The 19,201-nt window shown below is 65.0% G+C and carries 18 protein-coding genes and 1 riboswitch; of the genes, 4 read left to right on the forward strand and 14 right to left on the reverse strand.

Annotation, left to right across the window (positions count from 1 at the left end; translation table 11 throughout):
• The first annotated feature begins 88 nt into the window (after positions 1-88).
• Positions 89-508, forward strand: a complete 420-nt coding sequence (locus ACE10W_RS26630) for a CHRD domain-containing protein (protein WP_011088650.1) — start codon at positions 89-91, stop codon at positions 506-508.
• Positions 509-584: 76 nt separating this feature from the next.
• Here ACE10W_RS26630 and ACE10W_RS26635 read toward each other — a convergent pair whose 3' ends face one another.
• Complete coding sequence (locus tag ACE10W_RS26635) at positions 585-836, reverse strand: hypothetical protein (RefSeq protein ID WP_375762062.1); 252 nt, start codon at positions 834-836, stop codon at positions 585-587.
• Between ACE10W_RS26635 and ACE10W_RS26640 the strand changes: the two genes are divergently transcribed.
• Positions 819-1,049 carry a VF_A0006 family four-cysteine protein gene (locus ACE10W_RS26640; protein WP_231166541.1) on the forward strand — a complete coding sequence of 77 codons (231 nt, stop codon included), beginning with the start codon at positions 819-821 and terminating at the stop codon, positions 1,047-1,049. The two genes, ACE10W_RS26635 and ACE10W_RS26640, sit on opposite strands and share 18 nt — an antisense overlap.
• A gap of 9 nt (positions 1,050-1,058) precedes the next feature.
• Here ACE10W_RS26640 and ACE10W_RS26645 read toward each other — a convergent pair whose 3' ends face one another.
• The 11 genes from ACE10W_RS26645 to ACE10W_RS26695 all read right to left on the reverse strand — a co-directional run bounded on the left by ACE10W_RS26645 (position 1,059) and on the right by ACE10W_RS26695 (position 14,852).
• Positions 1,059-2,342 carry a cystathionine gamma-synthase family protein gene (locus ACE10W_RS26645; protein WP_011088652.1) on the reverse strand — a complete coding sequence of 428 codons (1,284 nt, stop codon included), beginning with the start codon at positions 2,340-2,342 and terminating at the stop codon, positions 1,059-1,061.
• A 148-nt stretch (positions 2,343-2,490) separates the two neighbouring features.
• Entirely contained in the window at positions 2,491-3,780 is a 1,290-nt protein-coding gene (glyA, locus tag ACE10W_RS26650) for a serine hydroxymethyltransferase (RefSeq protein ID WP_182868929.1), read from the reverse strand.
• Between the two features lie 34 nt (positions 3,781-3,814).
• Positions 3,815-3,901, reverse strand: a riboswitch (ZMP/ZTP riboswitch).
• A gap of 195 nt (positions 3,902-4,096) precedes the next feature.
• Entirely contained in the window at positions 4,097-4,546 is a 450-nt protein-coding gene (locus tag ACE10W_RS26655; RefSeq protein WP_028173227.1) for a cytochrome c, read from the reverse strand.
• A 125-nt stretch (positions 4,547-4,671) separates the two neighbouring features.
• Positions 4,672-6,981 (reverse strand): xanthine dehydrogenase family protein molybdopterin-binding subunit, encoded by a 2,310-nt coding sequence (locus ACE10W_RS26660; protein ID WP_110116663.1) that lies wholly within the window; start codon positions 6,979-6,981, stop codon positions 4,672-4,674.
• 229 nt (positions 6,982-7,210) lie between these two features.
• On the reverse strand, positions 7,211-7,735 hold the full coding sequence (locus tag ACE10W_RS26665; RefSeq protein ID WP_097532238.1) for a GNAT family N-acetyltransferase: 525 nt from the start codon (positions 7,733-7,735) through the stop codon (positions 7,211-7,213).
• A 58-nt stretch (positions 7,736-7,793) separates the two neighbouring features.
• On the reverse strand, positions 7,794-8,069 hold the full coding sequence (locus tag ACE10W_RS26670) for a DUF1127 domain-containing protein (RefSeq protein WP_028173225.1): 276 nt from the start codon (positions 8,067-8,069) through the stop codon (positions 7,794-7,796).
• Between the two features lie 263 nt (positions 8,070-8,332).
• The gene (gene murJ / locus ACE10W_RS26675; RefSeq protein ID WP_375762063.1) at positions 8,333-9,862 is read right to left on the reverse strand and encodes a murein biosynthesis integral membrane protein MurJ; all 1,530 of its coding nucleotides are present in this window, start codon (positions 9,860-9,862) and stop codon (positions 8,333-8,335) included.
• Between the two features lie 187 nt (positions 9,863-10,049).
• Complete coding sequence (locus ACE10W_RS26680) at positions 10,050-11,201, reverse strand: DegT/DnrJ/EryC1/StrS family aminotransferase (RefSeq protein ID WP_375762064.1); 1,152 nt, start codon at positions 11,199-11,201, stop codon at positions 10,050-10,052.
• A gap of 51 nt (positions 11,202-11,252) precedes the next feature.
• The gene (locus ACE10W_RS26685) at positions 11,253-12,257 is read right to left on the reverse strand and encodes a Gfo/Idh/MocA family protein (protein WP_028173222.1); all 1,005 of its coding nucleotides are present in this window, start codon (positions 12,255-12,257) and stop codon (positions 11,253-11,255) included.
• 185 nt (positions 12,258-12,442) lie between these two features.
• Complete coding sequence (locus ACE10W_RS26690; RefSeq protein WP_375762065.1) at positions 12,443-13,855, reverse strand: mannose-1-phosphate guanylyltransferase/mannose-6-phosphate isomerase; 1,413 nt, start codon at positions 13,853-13,855, stop codon at positions 12,443-12,445.
• 7 nt (positions 13,856-13,862) lie between these two features.
• On the reverse strand, positions 13,863-14,852 hold the full coding sequence (locus ACE10W_RS26695) for an SDR family NAD(P)-dependent oxidoreductase (protein WP_028173220.1): 990 nt from the start codon (positions 14,850-14,852) through the stop codon (positions 13,863-13,865).
• Between the two features lie 221 nt (positions 14,853-15,073).
• Between ACE10W_RS26695 and ACE10W_RS26700 the strand changes: the two genes are divergently transcribed.
• Both ACE10W_RS26700 and ACE10W_RS26705 read left to right on the forward strand, forming a co-directional pair.
• Entirely contained in the window at positions 15,074-16,033 is a 960-nt protein-coding gene (locus tag ACE10W_RS26700) for a lysylphosphatidylglycerol synthase transmembrane domain-containing protein (RefSeq protein WP_011088662.1), read from the forward strand.
• The gene (locus tag ACE10W_RS26705; protein ID WP_375762066.1) at positions 16,030-17,049 is read left to right on the forward strand and encodes a glycosyltransferase family 4 protein; all 1,020 of its coding nucleotides are present in this window, start codon (positions 16,030-16,032) and stop codon (positions 17,047-17,049) included. Before ACE10W_RS26700 ends, ACE10W_RS26705 begins: the two co-directional genes overlap by 4 nt.
• On the opposite strand, the gene ACE10W_RS26710 is transcribed toward ACE10W_RS26705, so the two are convergent.
• Positions 17,037-17,984, reverse strand: coding sequence for an NAD-dependent epimerase/dehydratase family protein (locus ACE10W_RS26710; RefSeq protein ID WP_011088664.1), 948 nt, complete (start codon positions 17,982-17,984; stop codon positions 17,037-17,039). The two genes, ACE10W_RS26705 and ACE10W_RS26710, sit on opposite strands and share 13 nt — an antisense overlap.
• Positions 17,981-19,201, reverse strand: a complete 1,221-nt coding sequence (locus ACE10W_RS26715) for a glycosyltransferase family 4 protein (protein ID WP_375762067.1) — start codon at positions 19,199-19,201, stop codon at positions 17,981-17,983. Before ACE10W_RS26715 ends, ACE10W_RS26710 begins: the two co-directional genes overlap by 4 nt.

Raw genomic sequence — 19,201 nt, forward strand, 5'->3', positions numbered from 1 at the left:
TTAGATGGTTTGAGCTTGATCCGGGAATAAACTCCTGCGCGCACTGTTTGCAAGTTGACCGCAATCAGACGTCAACAGGGAGAGACCCATGAACAAAGCAATTTTTGCCACGCTGGCACTCGGAGCTGCCGTCGCGTTCGCCGCCCCGGCCAGCGCGGAGAAACTGAAGGCGACGCTGGACGGCAAGTCCGAGGTGCCCGCCACCACCACCAGCGGCACCGGAACGGCCGATCTCGACTATGACGCCGCCAGCAAGAAGCTCTCCTGGAAGGTGACCTATTCCGGCCTCTCCGGCCCCGCCACCGCCGCTCATTTCCACGGGCCCGCCGAGGCCGGCAAGAACGCCGGCGTAGCGATCGCGATCCCGAATGCGACGTCGAGCCCGGTCGAGGGCTCTGCGACGCTGACCGACGCGCAGGCCGCCGATCTGCTGGCCGGCAAGCTCTACGTCAACATCCACACGGCGGCGAATCCGGGCGGCGAGATCCGCGGCCAGGTGACGAAGTAAGCGAAAACGCGGCTTCGTCGCGGAAAGGCCGGACGCAAGGAGGGGGCGTCCGGCCTTTTCGATTCGGGCTAGGACCTTAACGTGCGAGAATGTCCGAACCTCGTGCCTTGCCAGCCTCGCGCGTTCCGCCGTAAACTTCGGCCTCACCAATTTCCAGAGTAGCACCGTGCGGCTCGTTTCCAGCGTTCTCGATCGGCCCGGCGACGCCGGCATCAGAAGATCGGCGCGGGCGCCGTGGCACGTTGTGCCAGGCCTCGTCGCCGCCGGAGCGCTTCTTTGCTTCTTCGGACCGGTGCTCGCGCAGAGCGACATGGAAAAGCAGGCTCAATGCGAGCTGTCCGCAATCCGCGATACACGATCGCCCCTTGCCGTGCAGTACATCCGCTCCGCCTGCAACTGGCTCGTCGTCAACGGCGATTCCCTGTTGAACGCATCCAGCAAGGGCTATTACGTCTGCCTCGTGCGGCAGCTCTCGGGCGCGCAGAGCAACGAGGCTGCCGCGGCGATCATGTCGGCATGCCGCGCGTCCAATCCGCTTTGATCCCCCCGCTCAAGCCGCATTCAGCGCCTGCGCGAGGTCCGCGATCAGATCCGACGGGTTCTCGATGCCGATCGACAACCGGATCGTGGAATCGAGCACGCCGATCTTCTGGCGGATGTCGGCGGGAACGCCGGAATGGGTCATCGTCGCCGGCAGGCTGGCCAGCGACTCCGTGCCGCCGAGGCTCACCGCCAGCTTGAGGATTTGCAGCGCGTTGAGGAATTTGACCGCGGCCTCCTTGCCGCCGGCGATGTCGAACGAGAATGTCGATCCCGCCCCCAGGCACTGCCTCGCAAACACACGCCCCGCCGGCGATGCCTCCTCGTGATGACCGAGATAGTGGACCTTGGCCACCTTGGGATGATCGCGCAAATAAGCCGCCACGAGGCGCGCATTCGCATCGGCTTTTTCCATGCGCAGGCTCAGCGTCTCGAGCGAGCGGTTGATCATCCAGCAGGAATGCGGATCGAGCTGGGTGCCGATGGCTCCGCGCAGCGCCTTGATGCCCTTCATGATCGCCTTCGCGCCGAGCGCGGCGCCCGCGATCAGGTCGGAGTGACCGCCGACATATTTGGTCAGCGAGTACAGCGAAAGGTCCGCGCCGTGCTCGATCGGCCGCTGAAACACCGGCCCGAGCAGCGTATTGTCGCAGGCGATGATCGGCGTATGCCCCTGGGCCTTTCCGATCGCGTCGGCGATGCGGCGGATCATCGCGACGTCGACGAGGCCATTGGTCGGGTTGGCCGGGGTCTCGATCAGGATCATCGAAACCCGGCCCTTGCCCATCGCCTCCTCCGAGGCCTGCTTGACCGCCGCCTCGTCGATGCCGTCGGCAAAGCCGACGGCGCCGATCGACAGGCGGGCAAGCGTGTTGGTCAGCAGGGTTTCCGTCCCGCCATAGAGCGGCTGGGAGTGCAGGATGACGTCGCCGGGGCGCACGAAGGCGAGGATCGTGGTTGCGATGGCCGCCATGCCGGAGGAGAACAGCGCACAGCTCTCGGTGCGCTCATAGACCGCGAGCCTGTCCTCGACGATCTCGCTGTTGGGGTGGTTGAAGCGCGAATAGACCAGGCCCGCGCCCATCCCCTCCGGCGGCTCGCGCCGGCCGGCGACGAAATCGAAGAAGTCCTGCCCGTCCTCGGCGGTCCTGAACACGAAGGTCGAGGTCAGGAACACCGGCGGCTTGATGGCGCCTTCCGACAGCTGCGGATCATAGCCATAGGTCAGCATCAGCGTTTCCGGATGCAGCATATGGTTGCCGATGTGGGTCTTCGACGGAAAGGGTTTTACCATGGCCAGTCTCGCTGTTGACTAGGATCCGCGCCGCGCGTTGGAACTCCAAACATCGTGAGGCAATCGGGAGCGAGATGCGCCGGCATCCAGCAGGTCGAATCAACGCCGCGGCGGCTCGACCGAAGATAACCACTCTCACAACGATCCGTCAGGTCTTGGCAACAGAATTAGCTCTGGACATCACGCCTGGAACAGGAAAAGCCCGGCACATCTCGACGCACTCTGACCTGAGGCGCGCGACGACCGCATCGTTGCCGTTCGCCTGCAGAGCCGCCGCAATGAACTCGCCGATACGACGCATTTCGGGCTCTCCCATGCCACGCGTGGTCGCCGCCGGTGTCCCAAGGCGAATACCGCTCGGCCTGAGCGGCGGGCGCGGATCGTCCGGAATCACTTGCTTGTTTGTGGTGATGGCTATGGCATCAAGCACATCCTCGGCTGCCCGCCCGTCCAGTCCGACGGACGCTGCCGTATCGACGACCATCATGTGATTGTCCGTTCCGTCCGTGACCAGCTTCATCCCGCGCTCCATCAGCGCGCCGGCAAGAACCTTCGCGTTGCGCAAGACCTGCCGCGCGTAGACCTGGAAATCCGAGGTCGCCGCCTTCTTGAGCGTCACGGCAATCCCGGCCACGACGTTCATGTGAGGTCCGCCCTGCAAACCGGGAAATACGGAAGCATCGATCCGACCGGCATTTTCTTTCCGGCATAGGATGATCCCGCCCCGGGGGCCGCGCAGTGTCTTGTGGGATGTCGTCGTCATGACGTCGAAGCCGGCATCAAGCGGATTGCGCATGACATTCGCGGCAACCAATCCGCCATAGTGGCTCACGTCAGCCATCGTGAGCGCGCCAACTTCGTCGGCAATACTCTTGAATGCCGCATAGTCCAGGTCGCGCGGATAGGAGCTGTAACCGCACAACACCATCTTCGGACGCGCTTCACGCGCAATCGCGCGCAATTCGTCGAAATCTATCGCGCCGCCGTTTGACGGGGCCGTCTTGTAGCGAATGAAGTTGAACAAACGCCCCATGTGGGACACCGGCGCGCCGTGGGTGAGATGACCGCCATGGGACAGGTCCATGGCGAGAATGGTGTCGCCGGGCTCCAACAGGCCGAGATAGACGGCCTGATTCATCGGTGATCCGGAAAGAGGCTGAACGTTGGCGTGCTCGGCACGAAAAAGCGAGCAAGCGCGCTCGCGTGCGAGGCGCTCGATTTCGTCCGTATACTGCTGGCCGCCGTAGTATCTGCGTCCCGGATATCCCTCGGAATATTTATTTGTGAAGACCGATCCGAGCAGCTCAAGCACCTCCGGGTAGGTGTAATTCTCGGACGGAATCAGTTCGACGCCGTCCTGTTGGCGGCGCTCTTCCCCCGCAAGGGCGGCGGCGATCTCTTGATCGTTGATGGACAGTTCGTTGCGAAACGACGGCATGCTCGGGCTCCTCAACACGCTGTTTTTCCAGCAGATTGGTTGCCCAGGCGATCGGCGTTTCGAACCCTTCGCGCTTCACCGTGGTCGATTCCACGTTAGCTCGCCAGTCGCGCGATAGGACGAATGAGCACGGAGACTCTTCGTAAAGTAAAGCTTAGCCGACCTGCGGACCTGCAGCAACTACCGGTTCCCGCAGGCCGTGCCGGTTGAGGCAACGCTCGGAGCCGCATGAGCGAAGCGACATGCGGGGTCACCTTCCCGGATATCGCTGCGCTCATCCGGGCTTCGAGGTCGAGCGTGGAAAAAAGTGAGGTGGCTACTTCAACTTCAGCCGATACGTCTCGTGGCAGTCGGTGCAACGATCGTTGATCGCGGTATAGGCGGCCTTGAGGCTCGCGACGTCGGTGATCTTGCCCTTGACCTGCGCGATCGCCTTCTGCACCGGCGGGATCTTGGAGTCGAAATCGGCCTTGTTCTTCCAGACCTTCGGCGAGGCCCCATAGGTCGCGTTCACCACGTCCTGCTTGGGATTGACCTCGAAGGTCTTGGCGATCTTGGCGACGTCGGTCTCGAGATTGGCGATCGCCTCGTCGGCGGCCTTCTGGTCGTAGGGGATATCGCCCTTGGTCATCTTCAGGATGACCGTATAGAGGCTCTTGGCCTGCGAGCGCATCAGATTATCCTGTTGAACCGCGACCTCCTGCTGCGCCATCACGGCGCCCGCGCCCAATAGCAGGGTCGTCACGACAATCATCGTCCGTTTCATTGGTTAGTTTCTCCGACTCGCAGATGCCTTGGGATTGGACCCGCCACCCGCTTCACGGGAGTCGCGATCCATCCATGGATAGAACCCCGCGCGGGGCGTTTATTCCCGCGCGGCAGGATTGTGGCTTACAGGCTGTGACGGCGACGGTGCTCGCTGATGGCGATCCACACCCGTTCCGGGGTCGCCGGCATGTCGATGTGGTCGATCTTGTACTCGCGCCAGAGCCCGTCGACGATGGCGTTGACGACGGCCGGACAGGAGCCGATCGCGCCGGCCTCGCCCGCCCCCTTCACGCCCATGGGATTGGTCTTGCATGGAACGTTGGCGGTCTCGAACACGAAGTCCGGACCATCAGCCGCCCGCGGCAGCGCGTAGTCCATGAAGGTCGCGGTGATCAGCTGGCCGTCACCGGCCCCGTAGACCACCTGCTCCATCAAGGCCTGGCCGATGCCCTGCATGGCGCCGCCATGCACCTGCCCGGCGAGCAGCAGCGGGTTGAGCGTCTTGCCGAAATCGTCGACGATCACGTAGTTGACGATCTTGATGATGCCGGTCGCCGGATCGATCTCGACCTCCGCGACATGGGTGCCGTTGGGATAGGTGCCGTCGGCGCTGGCGAAGGTGGCGCTGCCGTTCAGCTTCGACGGATCGGCGCCCGGCCGCTTGGCGAGATCGGCGAACGAGATCGAACGGTCGGTGCCGGCGATGCGCAACACGCCCTCCGATATCTCGAGGTCGCCGGCGCTGGCTTCCAGCGCCTGTGCCGCGATCTCCTTCAGCTTTTGCCCGAGCTCGCGCGTGGCGCGCTCGACGCTGACGCCGCCTGACGGGATCGAAGCCGAGCCGCCGGTGCCGAGACCGGTCGCGATCTCGTCGGTATCGCCCTGACGGACGTGGACGCGCTCCGGCGCCACGCCGAACTGCTCGGCGACGATCTGCGCATAGGCGGTCTGGTGCCCCTGTCCGCTCGACTGCGTGCCGATCAGGACAGTGACGTCGCCATTGGGATCGAGGCGGACGTTGGCCGTCTCCTCACCCATCACGCCGCAAATCTCGACATAGCTCGCAAGGCCGATGCCGCGAATGAGCCCCTGCTTTTTGGCCGCCTTGGCGCGCTTGGGAAACTCCTTCCACTCGGCGATCTCCATGGCGCGCTTCAGATGCGCGGCGAAGTCGCCGGAATCATAGACCTTGCCCGTGGCCGTCTTGTACGGCAGCGCCTTTGGCTGGATGAAGTTCTTGCGGCGGATGGCGTCCGGCGTCATGTCGAGTTTTCGCGCGCACGCGTCCACGAGGCGCTCGATCACATAGGCCGCCTCGGGCCGGCCCGCGCCGCGATAGGCATCGACCGGCACGCTGTGGGTGAAGATGGTGCGCACCCGGCAGTGGAAGGCCTGGATGTCGTAGAGGCCCGGCAGCATGCCGGCGCCGCCATGCGGGATATAGGGCCCGAAGGTCGACAGATACGCGCCCATGTCGCCCATCAGGTCGCAATCCATCGCGAGGAACTTGCCGTCTTCAGTCAGCGCCATCTTCGCGGTGGTGACGTTGTCGCGGCCCTGCGCGTCGCCCATGAAATGCTCGGAGCGGTCGGCTGCCCATTTCACCGCCTTCTTCAGTTGCCGCGCGGCAACCGCCATCAGGGCGTATTCGCGATACGGAAACAGTTTTGTGCCGAAGCCGCCGCCGACGTCGGGGCAGATCACCCGCATCTTCTCGGTCGGGATGTTCAGCACGTTCTGGCAGAGGATGTCGCGCAGGCGATGGCTGCCCTGGCTGCCGACCGTCAGCGTCAGATGGTCGCGCTTGGCGTCATATTCGCAGACCGCCGCGCGCGTCTCCATGAAGCTTGCGACCACGCGCGGATTGACGATGGCGATCTCGGCGACCGCATGCGCCTTGGCAAAGGCGGCTTCGGTCGCGGCTTTGTCACCAATCGAAACATCGAACAGCACGTTGCCGGCCTTGTCCGGCCAGACCTGCGGCGCGCCCTTCTTCACGGCGTTGACGACGCCGGTCACCGCCGGCAGCGGGCTCCATTTGACCTCGATCGCCTCGATCGCGTCGCGGGCCTGGTCGATGGTCTCGGCGACCACGAAGGCGATGGAATCGCCGACATGGCGCACTTCATCCTTCGCGAGGATCGGGTATGGCGGGCCGGTGAAGGGATCGGTCTCGAGATTGAACAGGCAGGGCAGATTGCCGAGATCCCCAACGTCGGCGGCGGTCAGGATCAGCGCGACGCCGGGCAGCGTACGGGCGCGGCTCGCATCAATGGTGTACTTAGCATGCGCGTGCGGCGAGCGCAGCATCAAGCAGCGGAGCGCAGCCTGCGGCGCGTAATCGTCGGTATAGCGGCCCTTGCCGCGGATGAGCGCGTCATCCTCCTTGCGCAGCACACTTTGGCCAACGCCGAACTTGATGGGAGCAGCCATTTTTTATCCCGTTCTCATGGTTGTTTTGCCGGCATATTGCCGTGGAAAAAGTGGCAAGGCAAATGGCTTTAGGCGTGAACGTTGATCGCAGGCCGGGAAAAGCACCGTTCATCCGTCAACGGAATTTGCTTGGAAAGGCTGAAGTCCGCTCATTTCCCGTGGGTCCGAGGATTCGGCGCTCCGTCGCTACGCCCGGTTTCCAGCCCAACCAGGCCACGCCAAATCGAATTCAGCGGATGAATTTCTTCATCATAAGGTACTGGTCGTACGTGATATCCCCGATGCGGATGGCGCCAGGATCGGTGCCGTAGACTTCGAACCCGTTCCGCTTGTAGGTCTTGATTGCAGCGGTTGCTGTTAACAAGACGGCAAGATGCACCTGTTCGACACGTGCCTCGGCATGGGCAAGAATCTCTTTGATGAGCCGATCTCCGACACCTTTCCCTTGATCGTCTTCTCTTACATAGACCGTGAAGATTTGACCCCGGTGCTGCGATCTCTTGTAGGGTGAGACATGGAGGCCCGCGATGCCGATCAAGCTCCCGGATTCAAACGCGCCAAGAATAGTGCCACTGAGCCAATGGCGATAAGCCATCAGCATCGCTTCACCGCCTTCGTCCTCTTCAGGAGAACCAAACGTTTGAGGGTACTTCTGAAGCGCCTCCGCGCGAATTTCGCGAAAGAGATCCAGATCATCGACAGTCAATCGCCGGACTTCTACGTCCGCCTGAGCAACAGCAACATGTGACGTCATGATCGCCACCTTTCTATTGTAATGGCGCGGGATCGCATAAGCAGAGATTTATGGTCAGTTACATCACACCACGGCCCCACAGGCCCGTCGTGCCATCTCTAAGCCTGTCTATTGCGCGTTCTGGCGTGAGGTAGTCGATCTCGCCACGTGTCAAGCCGATATCCATCAATTCCCTGTCACTCAGGTCCTGCAAGGAGACGCGCGGGCTCTGACGCCGATCCCGAAATGCAAGCCAATATCGCTTGAGCAAGCTCAAGACGGTGGAGAGGTCGAGGCGAAGCCGCGCAGCATCACCCCCCGTCTCGGAGGTGATGTTAGTCTGTTGCGGTGGCATGGGACGCTCCTGCTGTTGTGCCGGCAGGGAGCGTGGCCAAACAAAAGGCCCCGTCCGATGCCGGCGGGGCCTGGTGGAAAGATGTCGTCGTCGAATTCCTAGCGCGCGACTCCTCCCACGGCCCAGCCGAAGCGGGTCACGTGCATCGAGTTGATGTTGCGCACTGATTTGATCATGAGGCGACCGTACCACAGCAATCGTGCAAAATCAAGGGATGTGCGGAGGTCACTTACACCCTGGAGGCGAGTGCTACGCTCCGGCGCCTAGCCGCGCACCAGCGCGATCAGCCAGCGGCGGCCGAACAGAACGAGGATCGCGAGCGCATAGACGATCGTGCCCCCGACGGCCAGCAGGACCAGAGCCAATTCGTCCCGGAAGGCGTGCACGGAGGCAAGAGCGGCCGGGCTGAGGCGCGCAATCAGCAAGAAGGCCGCAGCGAGGATCAATCCTGTCAGCAGGAACTTCGCGAGCGACAGTAGCCAGGCGCGGTCCGGCACAAGAAAGCCGCGCCGTACCGCGAAGAAGAGCACCAGCAAGAGATTGGTCCAGACGCCGACGGCGGTCGCCAGCGCGAGGCCGATCTGGGCGAGCGATCCCATCAAGGCGAGCTTCAGCGCGACGTTGACGGCGATGCCGGTCAGCGACGCCCGCACCGGCGTCGCGGTGTCCTTGCGCGCGTAGAAGGTCGCGACCGCGCTGCGGATCAGCACGAAGGGGATCAGGCCGATGGCGTAGGCGGCAAGCGTGCTGCCTGCGGCAACCGCATCGGCCTTCGAGAACGCGCCGCGGGCGAACAGCGCGCGCATGATCTCGTCGGGCACGGTGAGGAAGGCCGCGACGAACGGGATCGAGAACAGCAGCGTGAAGTCGAACGCGCGGCGTTGCGCCTTCATCGCGCCATCCTGGTCGTTGGCGGTGATGCGCCGCGACATCTCCGGCAGCAGCACCGTGCCGATGGCGATGCCGATGACGCCGATCGGCAGCTGGTTGAGACGGTCGGCATAATACAGCGCCGACAGCGCGCCCGCGGGCAGGAAGGTCGCGATGATGGTGTCGGCAAACAGCGCGACCTGCGTGCCCATCGAGCCCAGCGTCGCAGGCCCCAGCGCCTTGAAGAAGCCGCGCACGTCTTCGTCGAGCCTCAAGGGCGCAAAGCGCGGCAGGCCGCCATGGCGGGCGAGATCACCCGCCAGCAGGAAATATTGCAGGAAGCCCGAGATCAGGACGCCCCAGGCCGCGGCGTGGCCCGCGGTCGGAAACCAGACGGCAACTGCCAGCGTCATCATCATCGCGACGTTGAGGAAGATCGACGCGGCCGCGGCGCTGGCAAAGCGCTGCATCACGTTGAGCATGCCGCCATAGAGCGTCACCAGCGTGATCAGGAGCAGATAGGGAAAGGTGATCCGGGTCAGCTCGATCGCGAGCTTGCGCTGCTCGGCGTCCTCACTGAAGCCGGGCGCCAAAATGCTCATGGCCTGCGGCATGAACAGCCAGGCGGCGATCAGCAGCACCACCTGCGAGGCCAAGAGCAGCGTGAAGATGCGGTCGGCGAACAGTTTGGCCGCCCCCTCCCCGCGCTCGCCATGGACATGCGCATAGGCCGGCACCCAGGCGGCGTTGAACGCGCCCTCGGCGAAGATCGCGCGGAAATGGTTGGGCAACCGCAGCGCCACGAAAAAGGCGTCGGCCACCGGGCCGGCGCCGAGGATCGCCGCGAGCATGATGTCGCGGGCAAACCCCGTCAGCCGCGAAAGCAGCGTGTAACCACCGACCGTGAAGATGCGTCCGAGCATGCGTCTGTTTTAGAGCATGGCGAGATCAGGTCTAGGTGCAAACCGCGAGGACGGTCTGCTCCCTCCCCCGCTCGCGGGGGAGGGTTGGGGAGAGGGTGTCTCAACAAGAAAGACTCCCCCAGAGGAGAGAACCCTCACCCGGCGCTTCGCGCCGACCTCTCCCGCGAGCGGGAGAGGTGAACCAAGATCAACCCGCAATCGCCCCGCGCACGGCGGCGATGATTCGCTCCTGATCGGCTTCGGTCAGGTAGGCGTGCATCGGCAGGCTGATGACGTCCTGCGACAGGCTCTCGCAACCCGGCAACCCGCCCTCGGCGACCGGATACTGCTTGTAGGCGGTCTGCTGATGCATCGACTTGCCGTAATAGATCGCGGTCGGCACGCCCTGGGCCTTCAGCGCCGCGGCAAAGCCGTCACGGTCGGTCCCCTCGGGCAGGCGGATGGTGTACTGCGCCCAGACCGAGGTGTTACCGGGGCTAAGGCGCGGCACGGTGACCACGTTGCTGAGCCCGCGCTCATAGCGCTCGGCAACCCGGTTGCGGGCAGCGATCTCGTCGTCAAAAATCTTCAGCTTCTCGATCAGGACCGCAGCCTGCATGGTGTCGAGCCGGCCGGTGAGGCCAAGACGGACGTTGTCGTATTTGTCGACGCCCTGCCCGTGCACGCGGATGCTGCGCAGCGTCGCCGCGAGTTCGTCGTCATCGGTGAAGATCGCGCCGCCATCGCCAAAGCAGCCGAGCGGTTTTGCCGGGAAGAAGCTGGTGGCGGTAGCAAGCGCCAGGGTGCCGAGCTTGCGGCCCTTGTAGCTCGCGCCAAACCCCTGGGCGGCGTCGTCGAGCACGAACAAGCCTTCGGCCTTTGCGATCTCGGCGATGGCGTCGTGATCGGCGGGCTGGCCGAACAGGTCGACCGGAATGACCGCTGCCGGCTTGAGGCCGGCCTTGCGGGCGGACGCGATGCCGCGCTTGAGCGATTCCGGGCTCATGTTGAAGGTCGCCTCGTCCACGTCGACATAGACCGGCGTCGCGCCGGTCCGCGCCACCGGCGAGGCGGTCGCGATGAAGGTGAAGGACGGACACAGCACGGCATCGCCGGGCCCGACATTCTTCGCCATCATCACCATCAGGATCGCGTCGGTGCCGCTGGCGCAGCCGATGACGTGCTTGGCGCCGCAATAGGCCGCGAGCTGCTTCTCGAGCTCGGCGACCTCAGGGCCGTTGACGAACTGGCAATGGTCGAGCACGCGCTTGACGGCCGCATCGAGCGAGGCGCCGAGCCGGCGGCGCTGCGAGCCGACGTCGACGAAGGGAATGGGTTCGGACCGCAGATGCTGGTTCATGGCGCCTTGCTGATTGTCTTGCGAAGTTTGGGAAGCCGACATGGATGGAGATCAGCCGGCGACGCGGCGCGGACCCTTGCGGGCGGGCGACGTCGCGGCGGGACGCGACGGCGTCTCCAGGCACTGCGTGGCGATCTCGAGGCTGGCAACGCCCTCATCGCCCGTGACCGCCGGCGTCTCGCCGTGGCGTACGGCCTTGAGGAACGCGATCAGCTCGGCGCGCAGCGGCTCGTCATGGCCGACAGGCAGATGCCGCATCGAGTAGCTGCCGTCGGGCTTGAAGCCGAAGCACTCGGTGACCTGGCGCGTCAACAGATCGCCCATCACGTATTTGCCGCGGGTCGCGACCGTGACGCTGCGTGCCTTGAACGGCGTCAGCCAGTTGGTGTTGATGTGGGCGAGCACGCCGTTGGCGGTGCGGAACTGGAGCAGCGCGATGTCCTCGCGCTCGGCGACCGCGCTCGACAATTGCGGCTGCACCTCGACGATGTCGGATTCGGTGAACCAGCGGATCAGGTCGATGTCGTGCACGGCGAGGTCGATGACGACGCCGACATTGGACATGCGCGGCGGGAACGGACCGACGCGGGTGATCGCAATCGAGAGGATGTCCTCGCCCGCGATCGCCTGCTTGACCGCGGCGACCGCCGGATTGAAGCGCTCGACATGGCCGACCATCAGCGTGACGCCAGCCTTTTGCGCGGCGGCGACGATCTCACGGCCTTCGGCGACCGTGGAGGCGATCGGCTTCTCGACCAGCACGTGGATGTTCTTGGCGATGCAGGCGAGCGCGACCTCGTGATGCAGATGGGTGGGCGCTGCGATGGTGACGGCATCGACGCCGGCGGCCAGGAGCTGGTCGAGCGTCTCGAAGCCCTGGCAGTTGGCAAGCTCGGTGGTGCGCGTCAGGTGCGTCGGCGAGGGATCGACCACGCCGACGAGGGTGACGCCGGGAAGACCCGCGAGCACGCGCGCATGGTTGCTGCCCATCACGCCCGCGCCGACGACACCGACGCGCAAGCCTGCTTTGGCAGGCGCTGACCCTTTGGAACTCATCTGAGCAAACCCCGATTCAACCGCAAATCCCCGGGCCGCTTCTAGCACGGGCGCCACATTTGTGGCGAATGCAGAGCTTCCGGCCCGGACACGATTTGATTCAAAAAGTTACACGTTCCTGGGGCCTTAAGCCGCTGAAAGATACTGCTCTTTCGGCCCGGGTCGCGTGATTCGGAGCCTGCTGGTTACGACCTTTGATAGTCGTCTTCAATCCGGATGATGTCGTCTTCCCCGAGATAGCTGCCGGTCTGGACCTCGATGAGTTCCAGCATGATTTTACCGGGATTCTCCATCCGGTGCACTGCGCCCATCGGGATGTAGATCGACTCGTTCTCGTGCACCGTCTTCACGGTCTCGTTGACGGTGACCCGGGCGGCGCCACGCACCACGATCCAGTGCTCGGCACGGTGATGGTGCTTCTGCAGCGACAGCCGCCCGCCGGGCTTGACCACGATGCGCTTGACCTGATGGCGCTCGCCGTTGTCCACCGATTGATAGCTGCCCCAGGGCCGGTGCACCTTGAGATGCTCCTCGGTGACCTTCGGCGCGACCGCCTTGAGCTTGGTCACCAGGCGCTTCAGGCCGTTGGCATCCTTCTGGCGCGAGACCAGGACCGCATCGGCGGTCGCGACCACGACGAGATCGTCGACGCCTTCGAGCGCGACCAGCGCGGAATCGGTGGTGACGTTGCAGTTGCGCGAATCCTCGAACACGGCGGCGCCGTGCGCGGCGTTGCCCTGCGCGTCCTTCTCCGACAACTCCCACACCGCGTGCCAGGAGCCGACGTCGGACCAGCCGCAGGACACCGGCACGACGGCCGCGCGCGAGGTCTTCTCCATCACCGCGTAGTCGATCGAGATCGCCTTCGCCGAACCGAACGCCTCGGGCTCCAGCGTCACGAAGCCGAGATCGCGGCCGGCATTAGTGACCGCATTGGAGACCGCCTCCACGCTGGCCGCATCGACCTTGCGGTATTCGTCGAGCAGGACGGTCGCCGGGAACATGAAGTTGCCGCTGTTCCAGAGATAGCTGGAATTGACGTAGTCGGCCGCCTTCACCGCGTCCGGCTTCTCGACGAAGCGCGCGACTGCGTGCACCTCACCGGAGATCACCTCGCCCAGGCTGATATAGCCGTATTCGGTCGCCGGCCGCTCCGGCTTGACGCCGAAGGTGACGATGCGCCCGGCGCTCGCGGCGGTGAGGCCTTCGCGGCAGGCCGCGACGAAGGCGGCCTTGTCCTGCACCACGTGGTCGGCGGCGAGCGCGAGCACAATCGCTTCATTGGCGCGGTTCTGCGCGAACACCGCGCCGGCGGCGATCGCAGGGCCGGAGTCGCGGCGCATCGGCTCGAGGATCACGTCGGCCTCGATGCCGATCTCGGCGAGCTGCTCCAGCACCATGAAGCGATAGGACGCATTGGTGATGACGATCGGACGATCGAACAGCGAGGCGTCCGAGATGCGCAGCAGCGTGTCCTGGAAGGTCGAGCGCGAACCGAACAGCGGCAGGAACTGCTTGGGGCGCACCTCGCGCGAGGCCGGCCACAGCCGCGTGCCGGCACCGCCGCACATGATCAGGGGGATAATGCGTTTGTCCATCGTCATCTCAAACCTTGAAGTAGTCCCGATACCAGGTGACAAAATTACGAACCCCGTGCTCGATCGGCGTTGACGGTGCAAAGCCGGTGTCGCGCATCAGGTCCTCGACATCCGCGAACGTTTCCAAAACGTCTCCCGGCTGCATCGGCAGCAATTCTTTGATCGCCGTCCGACCCAGCTCCTGCTCCAGAAGTCCGACGACATGCATCAGCTCCTCGGGGCGGTGGTTACCGACATTGTAGACCTTAGACGGCGCATTTGCGGCAGCCGGGTCATCGGCGGGCACCCGATCGATCAGCTTGGACACGACACGGGTTACGTCGTCAATATAGGTGAAGTCGCGTCGCATCCTGCCATGGTTAAAGAGCCGGATCGGCGTCCCCGCCATGATCGCGTTCACGAACAGAAACATGGCCATATCGGGCCGTCCCCACGGGCCGTATATGGTAAAGAATCGCAAGGCCGTGACCGGCAGCCGGTAGAGATGGCTGTAGGACTGCGCCATCACTTCGTTGGCCTTCTTGGTCGCGGCGTAGAAGCTCACCGGATGATCGGTCCGGTCCTGCACGGCAAATGGCAGTTTTGTGTTGGCGCCGTAAACGGAGGATGACGAGGCGTAGACCAGATGACGACAGCCGTTGTTGCGGCAGCCCTCCAGCACGTTGAGAAAGCCCTGGAGATTGGAATCGGCGTAAGCCTGCGGATGCTCGATCGAGTAGCGCACGCCGGCCTGGGCGGCCAGATGCACGACCTTGGCAAACGCGTGTTGTCCAAACAACGCCGCAATGGTCTCGCGGTCGGCCAGATCGGCCTTGACGAACGAGAAGCGGGAATCGCTGCGCAACAGCTCGAGCCGCGCCTGCTTCAGCGCCGGGTCGTAATAGCTGTTGAGATTGTCGAGCCCGATCACGGGCCGACCTTCGGCGAGCAGCTGCCGGGCGACGTGAAAGCCGATGAAGCCGGCGGCACCCGTGACCAAAATCGCCTGATCCATCATCCTGTTCCCAAGGGATCCCTAGCTCGATCACCTGCGGCGCTTCTTTAGCCGCCTCATCGAGGGGGTCGCAATAGCCCCGCCGCCCGCCATGACGGGTCGCGATAACCGCTCATGATAACCGCTATTGCAAGATCGGCGCCAAGACCATACCAAAGCGGCCTAATTCGGCGCCTCGCGTCGGGTTGCCTCAAATCTTCGCAAACCCTGTTCATGCGGGCGAGATGCGCCGAATCCTGCTGTCGACGGCCAAGATCCTGATTTCCGCAGCGCTGCTCTACCTGGCGCTGCGCAAGGTCGATCTGTCCGAACTTTTGTCGCGCTTCACCGTAACCAGCCTGTTCTGGATCGGCATCGCGATCGCCGTAACGTTCCTGCAAATCTTCGTCGGCGTGCTGCGCTGGCGTCAGATCAGCGCCGAATGCGGTGCGCCGCTCGAGCTCGGCCGGGCCATGCGCTACAACGTGATCGGATCCTTCTTCAACCAGACCCTGCCATCCGCGATCGGCGGCGATGCGGTCCGGCTGTGGCTGGTCGCGCGCGCCGGCGCCGGATGGCGAGCGGCCACCTACTCCATCTTCGTCGATCGCGCGATCGGCCTCGTCGCGCTCGCGATCCTCATCGTCGCGAGCCTGCCGTGGAGCTACACCCTCATCACCGATCCGCACGGACGCTCGGCATTGCTGCTCGTCGACCTTGCCGCGCTCGCGGGCGGCCTCGGCTTCCTGGTCTTCGGCGCGCTGAAATGGCAATGGCTGAAGAGGTGGTGGGCCACCCACCACATCCACGCCTGCGCGGTGATCGCGAACCGCGTGATCTTCAGCCGCAGGCGCGGACCGATCGTTGCGATCCTGTCGCTGACCGTGCATGGGCTCGCCGCCGTCGTCGCCTGGTGCGTCGTGCAGTCGATCGCCGCTCCGGTCCGCTTCAGCGACGTCTTCCTGCTCGTGCCGCCGGTGATGCTGATCACGATGATGCCGATCTCGATCGCCGGCTGGGGCCTGCGTGAAGCCACGATGGGCCTGGCGTTCGGCTTCGCGGGACTTGCCGCAAGCGAGGGCGTCAACGTCTCGCTGCTGTTCGGCGCCGTGTATTTCATCGTCGGCGCGATCGGCGGCCTGGTCTGGATCCTCAGCGCGGAGAAAGCCGCGCAAGGGTCGGCTCCGATCGGAGTGCCGGAGTGAACCCGGCCGCCGATACGCTCGCCGCCGTCCCCTCGCTGCTTGCCGTTGCGATCGCCGCGCTGGTATCGGCCGTCATCACCTGGACCAGCCGTCCCCTGCTCCAGCGCTACGCACTGGCGCGGCCGAACGCGCGGTCCTCGCATCGCGTTCCGACTCCGCAGGGCGCGGGCATCGCGGTGATATCAGCGACGCTGCTGGTCGCATCGGCCTGGGCAGCCTGGGCAAATGTCGCGATCCCGCCGGCGCTGATCGCTGCGACGGTCCTGATCGCCGTGGTGGGATTTGCCGACGACATCGTCTCGCTGCCGGTGCTGGTTCGGCTCGTGCTGCAAGCCGCCGCCGTCGGAGCCGTCGTGTTCACCGCGCCCGAAACGGCGCGCATCGTCCCGGCGCTGCCGCTCGCGCTGGAGCGCGGCCTCGTCCTGCTCGCCGGAATCTGGTTCGTGAACCTCGTCAATTTCATGGACGGGCTCGACCTGATGACGGTCGTGGAAGTGGTGCCGATCACCGCGGCGCTGCTGCTGCTGGGATGGCTCGGCGACCTGTCCTGGCCCGCCGCCCTGCTCGCCACCACCCTGTGCGGCGCCACGCTCGGCTTTGCGCCGTTCAATCGTCCCGTCGCCAAGGTGTTTCTCGGCGATGTCGGCAGCCTGCCGATCGGCCTTCTGCTCGGCTGGTGCCTGCTGGAGCTCGCCTGGCACGGGCAGCCGGTCGCGGCGCTGCTGCTGCCGGCCTATTACCTCGCGGATGCCACCATCACGCTGTTTCGCCGCATCGCCCGCCGCGAACAATTCTGGTCGGCGCACCGCTCGCACTTTTACCAGCGCGCGACCGACCATGGCTTCAAGGTCCGGCGGGTGGTCGGCGAGGTGTTCGCGCTCAATCTCGTGCTGGCACTGCTGGCGATCCTCACCGTTCGCGCCGGTTCGATCACGGTCACGATCGCCTGCCTGCTCGCAGGCGCGATCGCCGTCGGCGTCGTCCTGCGGCGCTTCTCCCGCCCTCAGGCGTCCTGAACCGACAGCGCGAGCTGCAAGCCCTCGTCGAGGGAGACCTGCGGCTCCCAGCCGGTTGCGATCGCCTTGGAGATGTCGAGCTCGAGCGAGCCGATCAGGCTGTCGTGCGTATCCTGCCGTCCGATCACGCGGAGGAGCGTGCCGAGCAGGTCCGGCGGCATGCCGAACAGCCGCGGGCTCTTGCCGGACGCTTTCGCCAAGCGCTCGATGAATTCGGGCGTCGAGACCTGCTCCTTGTCCGCCACCAGGAAGATCTCGAAATTGCTGGCGGGGTCGGGATGGGCGAGCCGGCGCAGGATGAACGACGACAGGTTCTGCACGGCCAGGAAGGCGCGGTGATTGTGGATCGCGGCAAAGGGCAGCGGCAGCCCGAGGCTCACCGCGCGCGTCAGCAGCGCGAAATTGCCCTTGGCGCCCGCGCCATAGACCAGCGGCGGCCTGATCACCGAGATGTTGATGGCGCTGTCGCGCGCCAGCGTCCTCAAGCCCGCCTCGGCCGCGGCCTTGGACATGCCGTAGAGGCCGCGCGGCGTCAGGATGTCCTTCTCGCTGAACGGTGCGCGGCCCTCATTGCTGCGGCCGTGCACGAGAACGGTGCTGACGAAGATGAACTGGCGCACGCCGGCCGTCGCCGCCGAGTGCGCCAGATGCAGCGTGCCGGCGATGTTGACGTTGCGGTAGAGCTGGACCGCGTGCTCCTCGTGCTTATGGTGCACGCGCGCGGCGAGATGGACGACCGCGTCGACCCCTTCGAGCGCGGCCTGCCAGTCGGTCTCCGGACCGATCGTTTCGATCACGACCTCGTCGTCGGCACCGGTCGGTCTGCGCACGGCGCGGCGGACCGACCACCCCTGGCGTGCGAGGGCGGGCACGACATGACCGCCGACGAAGCCGCTCGCTCCCGTGACCAGCACGACCGGTTTGCGTTCGCTCATCGCTGCTCCGAAAGGTCCGGGTTGCGCAACAATTCGTCGGCGAGGGCGGCATAGGCGTTCATCGCGGTGGCGCGGTCGAACTTCGATGCCGCCTTCACCGCGCGCTCCGCCATGGCACCGTCGCCGGAACGCGACGCCGCGCGGATCGCCTCGGCGAGCTGGTCGGCGCGGCCCGGCGTCACGACCCAGCCGAGCCCGTTGTCCACCACCGTCAACGCGGCCTCGGCCTCCGGCTCGGACACCAGCACCACGGGACGGCCGACCGCCAGCAGATTGTAGAACCGGCTCGGCACCGACACCCCCGCAACGTCCTTCCGGTACGGAATGATCCAGAGATTGGCAGCCGCCAGGAACGCCTCGAGCTCGGCATCCTCGACCCGCGCCACGAAGGAGACATTGGGCAGGTTCGCGGCCGCCTGCAACTGCTTCAGCCGCGCAAAGCCGATGCCCCAGCCGGAGAGCAGGAAGTGAATATCCGCCTCGCCCTTCAGGAGGCGCGCCGCCTCGAACACGATCTCCGGATCATGGGTGAAGCCGAGATTGCCCGACAGGCCGACGACGAAACGCGCGGGAATCGCCTTGCGGAACGGATTGTCCGGCGACAGCGGCCGCGGCCCGGGCGCGATCGTCGCCCAGTTCGGGATGAAGCGGATCTTGTTCCGCCTCATGCCGGCATAGCTCAGCAGCGGCCGCTCCGCATCGCGGCCGATGGTGATGACGGCATTGAGCGCGCGGAACATCAGGTTGTTGGCGAAGCGCATCGTCCGCGTCACCATCGAACCGGGCTTCAGCAGGCCCGCCATCACCAGCACGTCGGGGAAGAGGTCGTGCATGATCAGCGCCGAGCGGGCGCCCTTGAGCCTTGCCGCTGCCGCCACCGCATAAGGCAGCATGAACGGTGCGGTGACGGTGAGCACGACGTCCCCTCGCCTCAGCTCCCGGACCAGTGCGAGGAACGTGCGCGACGCGAACAGCAGCTCGGAGGCGCCGCGCCGCACCAGCGCCGCCTTTCCCGCCATCCGGTTCCTGATCGCGACGACGCGCGGCCTGCCCGGGCCGGTCTGCGCGGCCGGAAGCGCGTCTGGTGAGCCCGACAGCACCACGACCTCGTGGCCTGCGGCAAGGCGGCAGGCGATCTCGGCCATGATCGCCGCGGTCGTGCTCGTATCCGGCGGATAATGCTGGCTCGCGACGACGATCTTGCCTTGAGACTGCAT

This window comes from Bradyrhizobium sp. B025 (assembly GCF_042257955.1).
GTDB lineage: Bacteria > Pseudomonadota > Alphaproteobacteria > Rhizobiales > Xanthobacteraceae > Bradyrhizobium > Bradyrhizobium diazoefficiens.

Excerpts from the sequence above, each read along its gene's own strand:
- ACE10W_RS26630 (WP_011088650.1), top strand. The coding sequence starts at position 89 with ATGAACAAAGCAATTTTTGCCACGCTGGCACTCGGAGCTGCCGTCGCG.
- ACE10W_RS26710 (WP_011088664.1), bottom strand. The coding sequence starts at position 17,984 with ATGAGCGAACGCAAACCGGTCGTGCTGGTCACGGGAGCGAGCGGCTTC.
- ACE10W_RS26700 (WP_011088662.1), top strand. The coding sequence starts at position 15,074 with ATGCGCCGAATCCTGCTGTCGACGGCCAAGATCCTGATTTCCGCAGCG.
- ACE10W_RS26685 (WP_028173222.1), bottom strand. The coding sequence starts at position 12,257 with ATGAGTTCCAAAGGGTCAGCGCCTGCCAAAGCAGGCTTGCGCGTCGGT.
- ACE10W_RS26680 (WP_375762064.1), bottom strand. The coding sequence starts at position 11,201 with ATGAACCAGCATCTGCGGTCCGAACCCATTCCCTTCGTCGACGTCGGC.
- ACE10W_RS26715 (WP_375762067.1), bottom strand. The coding sequence starts at position 19,201 with ATGCAGTCTCAAGGCAAGATCGTCGTCGCGAGCCAGCATTATCCGCCG.
- ACE10W_RS26645 (WP_011088652.1), bottom strand. The coding sequence starts at position 2,342 with ATGGTAAAACCCTTTCCGTCGAAGACCCACATCGGCAACCATATGCTG.
- ACE10W_RS26660 (WP_110116663.1), bottom strand. The coding sequence starts at position 6,981 with ATGGCTGCTCCCATCAAGTTCGGCGTTGGCCAAAGTGTGCTGCGCAAG.
- murJ (WP_375762063.1), bottom strand. The coding sequence starts at position 9,862 with ATGCTCGGACGCATCTTCACGGTCGGTGGTTACACGCTGCTTTCGCGG.
- ACE10W_RS26695 (WP_028173220.1), bottom strand. The coding sequence starts at position 14,852 with ATGATGGATCAGGCGATTTTGGTCACGGGTGCCGCCGGCTTCATCGGC.
- glyA (WP_182868929.1), bottom strand. The coding sequence starts at position 3,780 with ATGCCGTCGTTTCGCAACGAACTGTCCATCAACGATCAAGAGATCGCC.
- ACE10W_RS26690 (WP_375762065.1), bottom strand. The coding sequence starts at position 13,855 with ATGGACAAACGCATTATCCCCCTGATCATGTGCGGCGGTGCCGGCACG.
- ACE10W_RS26655 (WP_028173227.1), bottom strand. The coding sequence starts at position 4,546 with ATGAAACGGACGATGATTGTCGTGACGACCCTGCTATTGGGCGCGGGC.
- ACE10W_RS26640 (WP_231166541.1), top strand. The coding sequence starts at position 819 with ATGGAAAAGCAGGCTCAATGCGAGCTGTCCGCAATCCGCGATACACGA.
- ACE10W_RS26665 (WP_097532238.1), bottom strand. The coding sequence starts at position 7,735 with ATGACGTCACATGTTGCTGTTGCTCAGGCGGACGTAGAAGTCCGGCGA.
- ACE10W_RS26670 (WP_028173225.1), bottom strand. The coding sequence starts at position 8,069 with ATGCCACCGCAACAGACTAACATCACCTCCGAGACGGGGGGTGATGCT.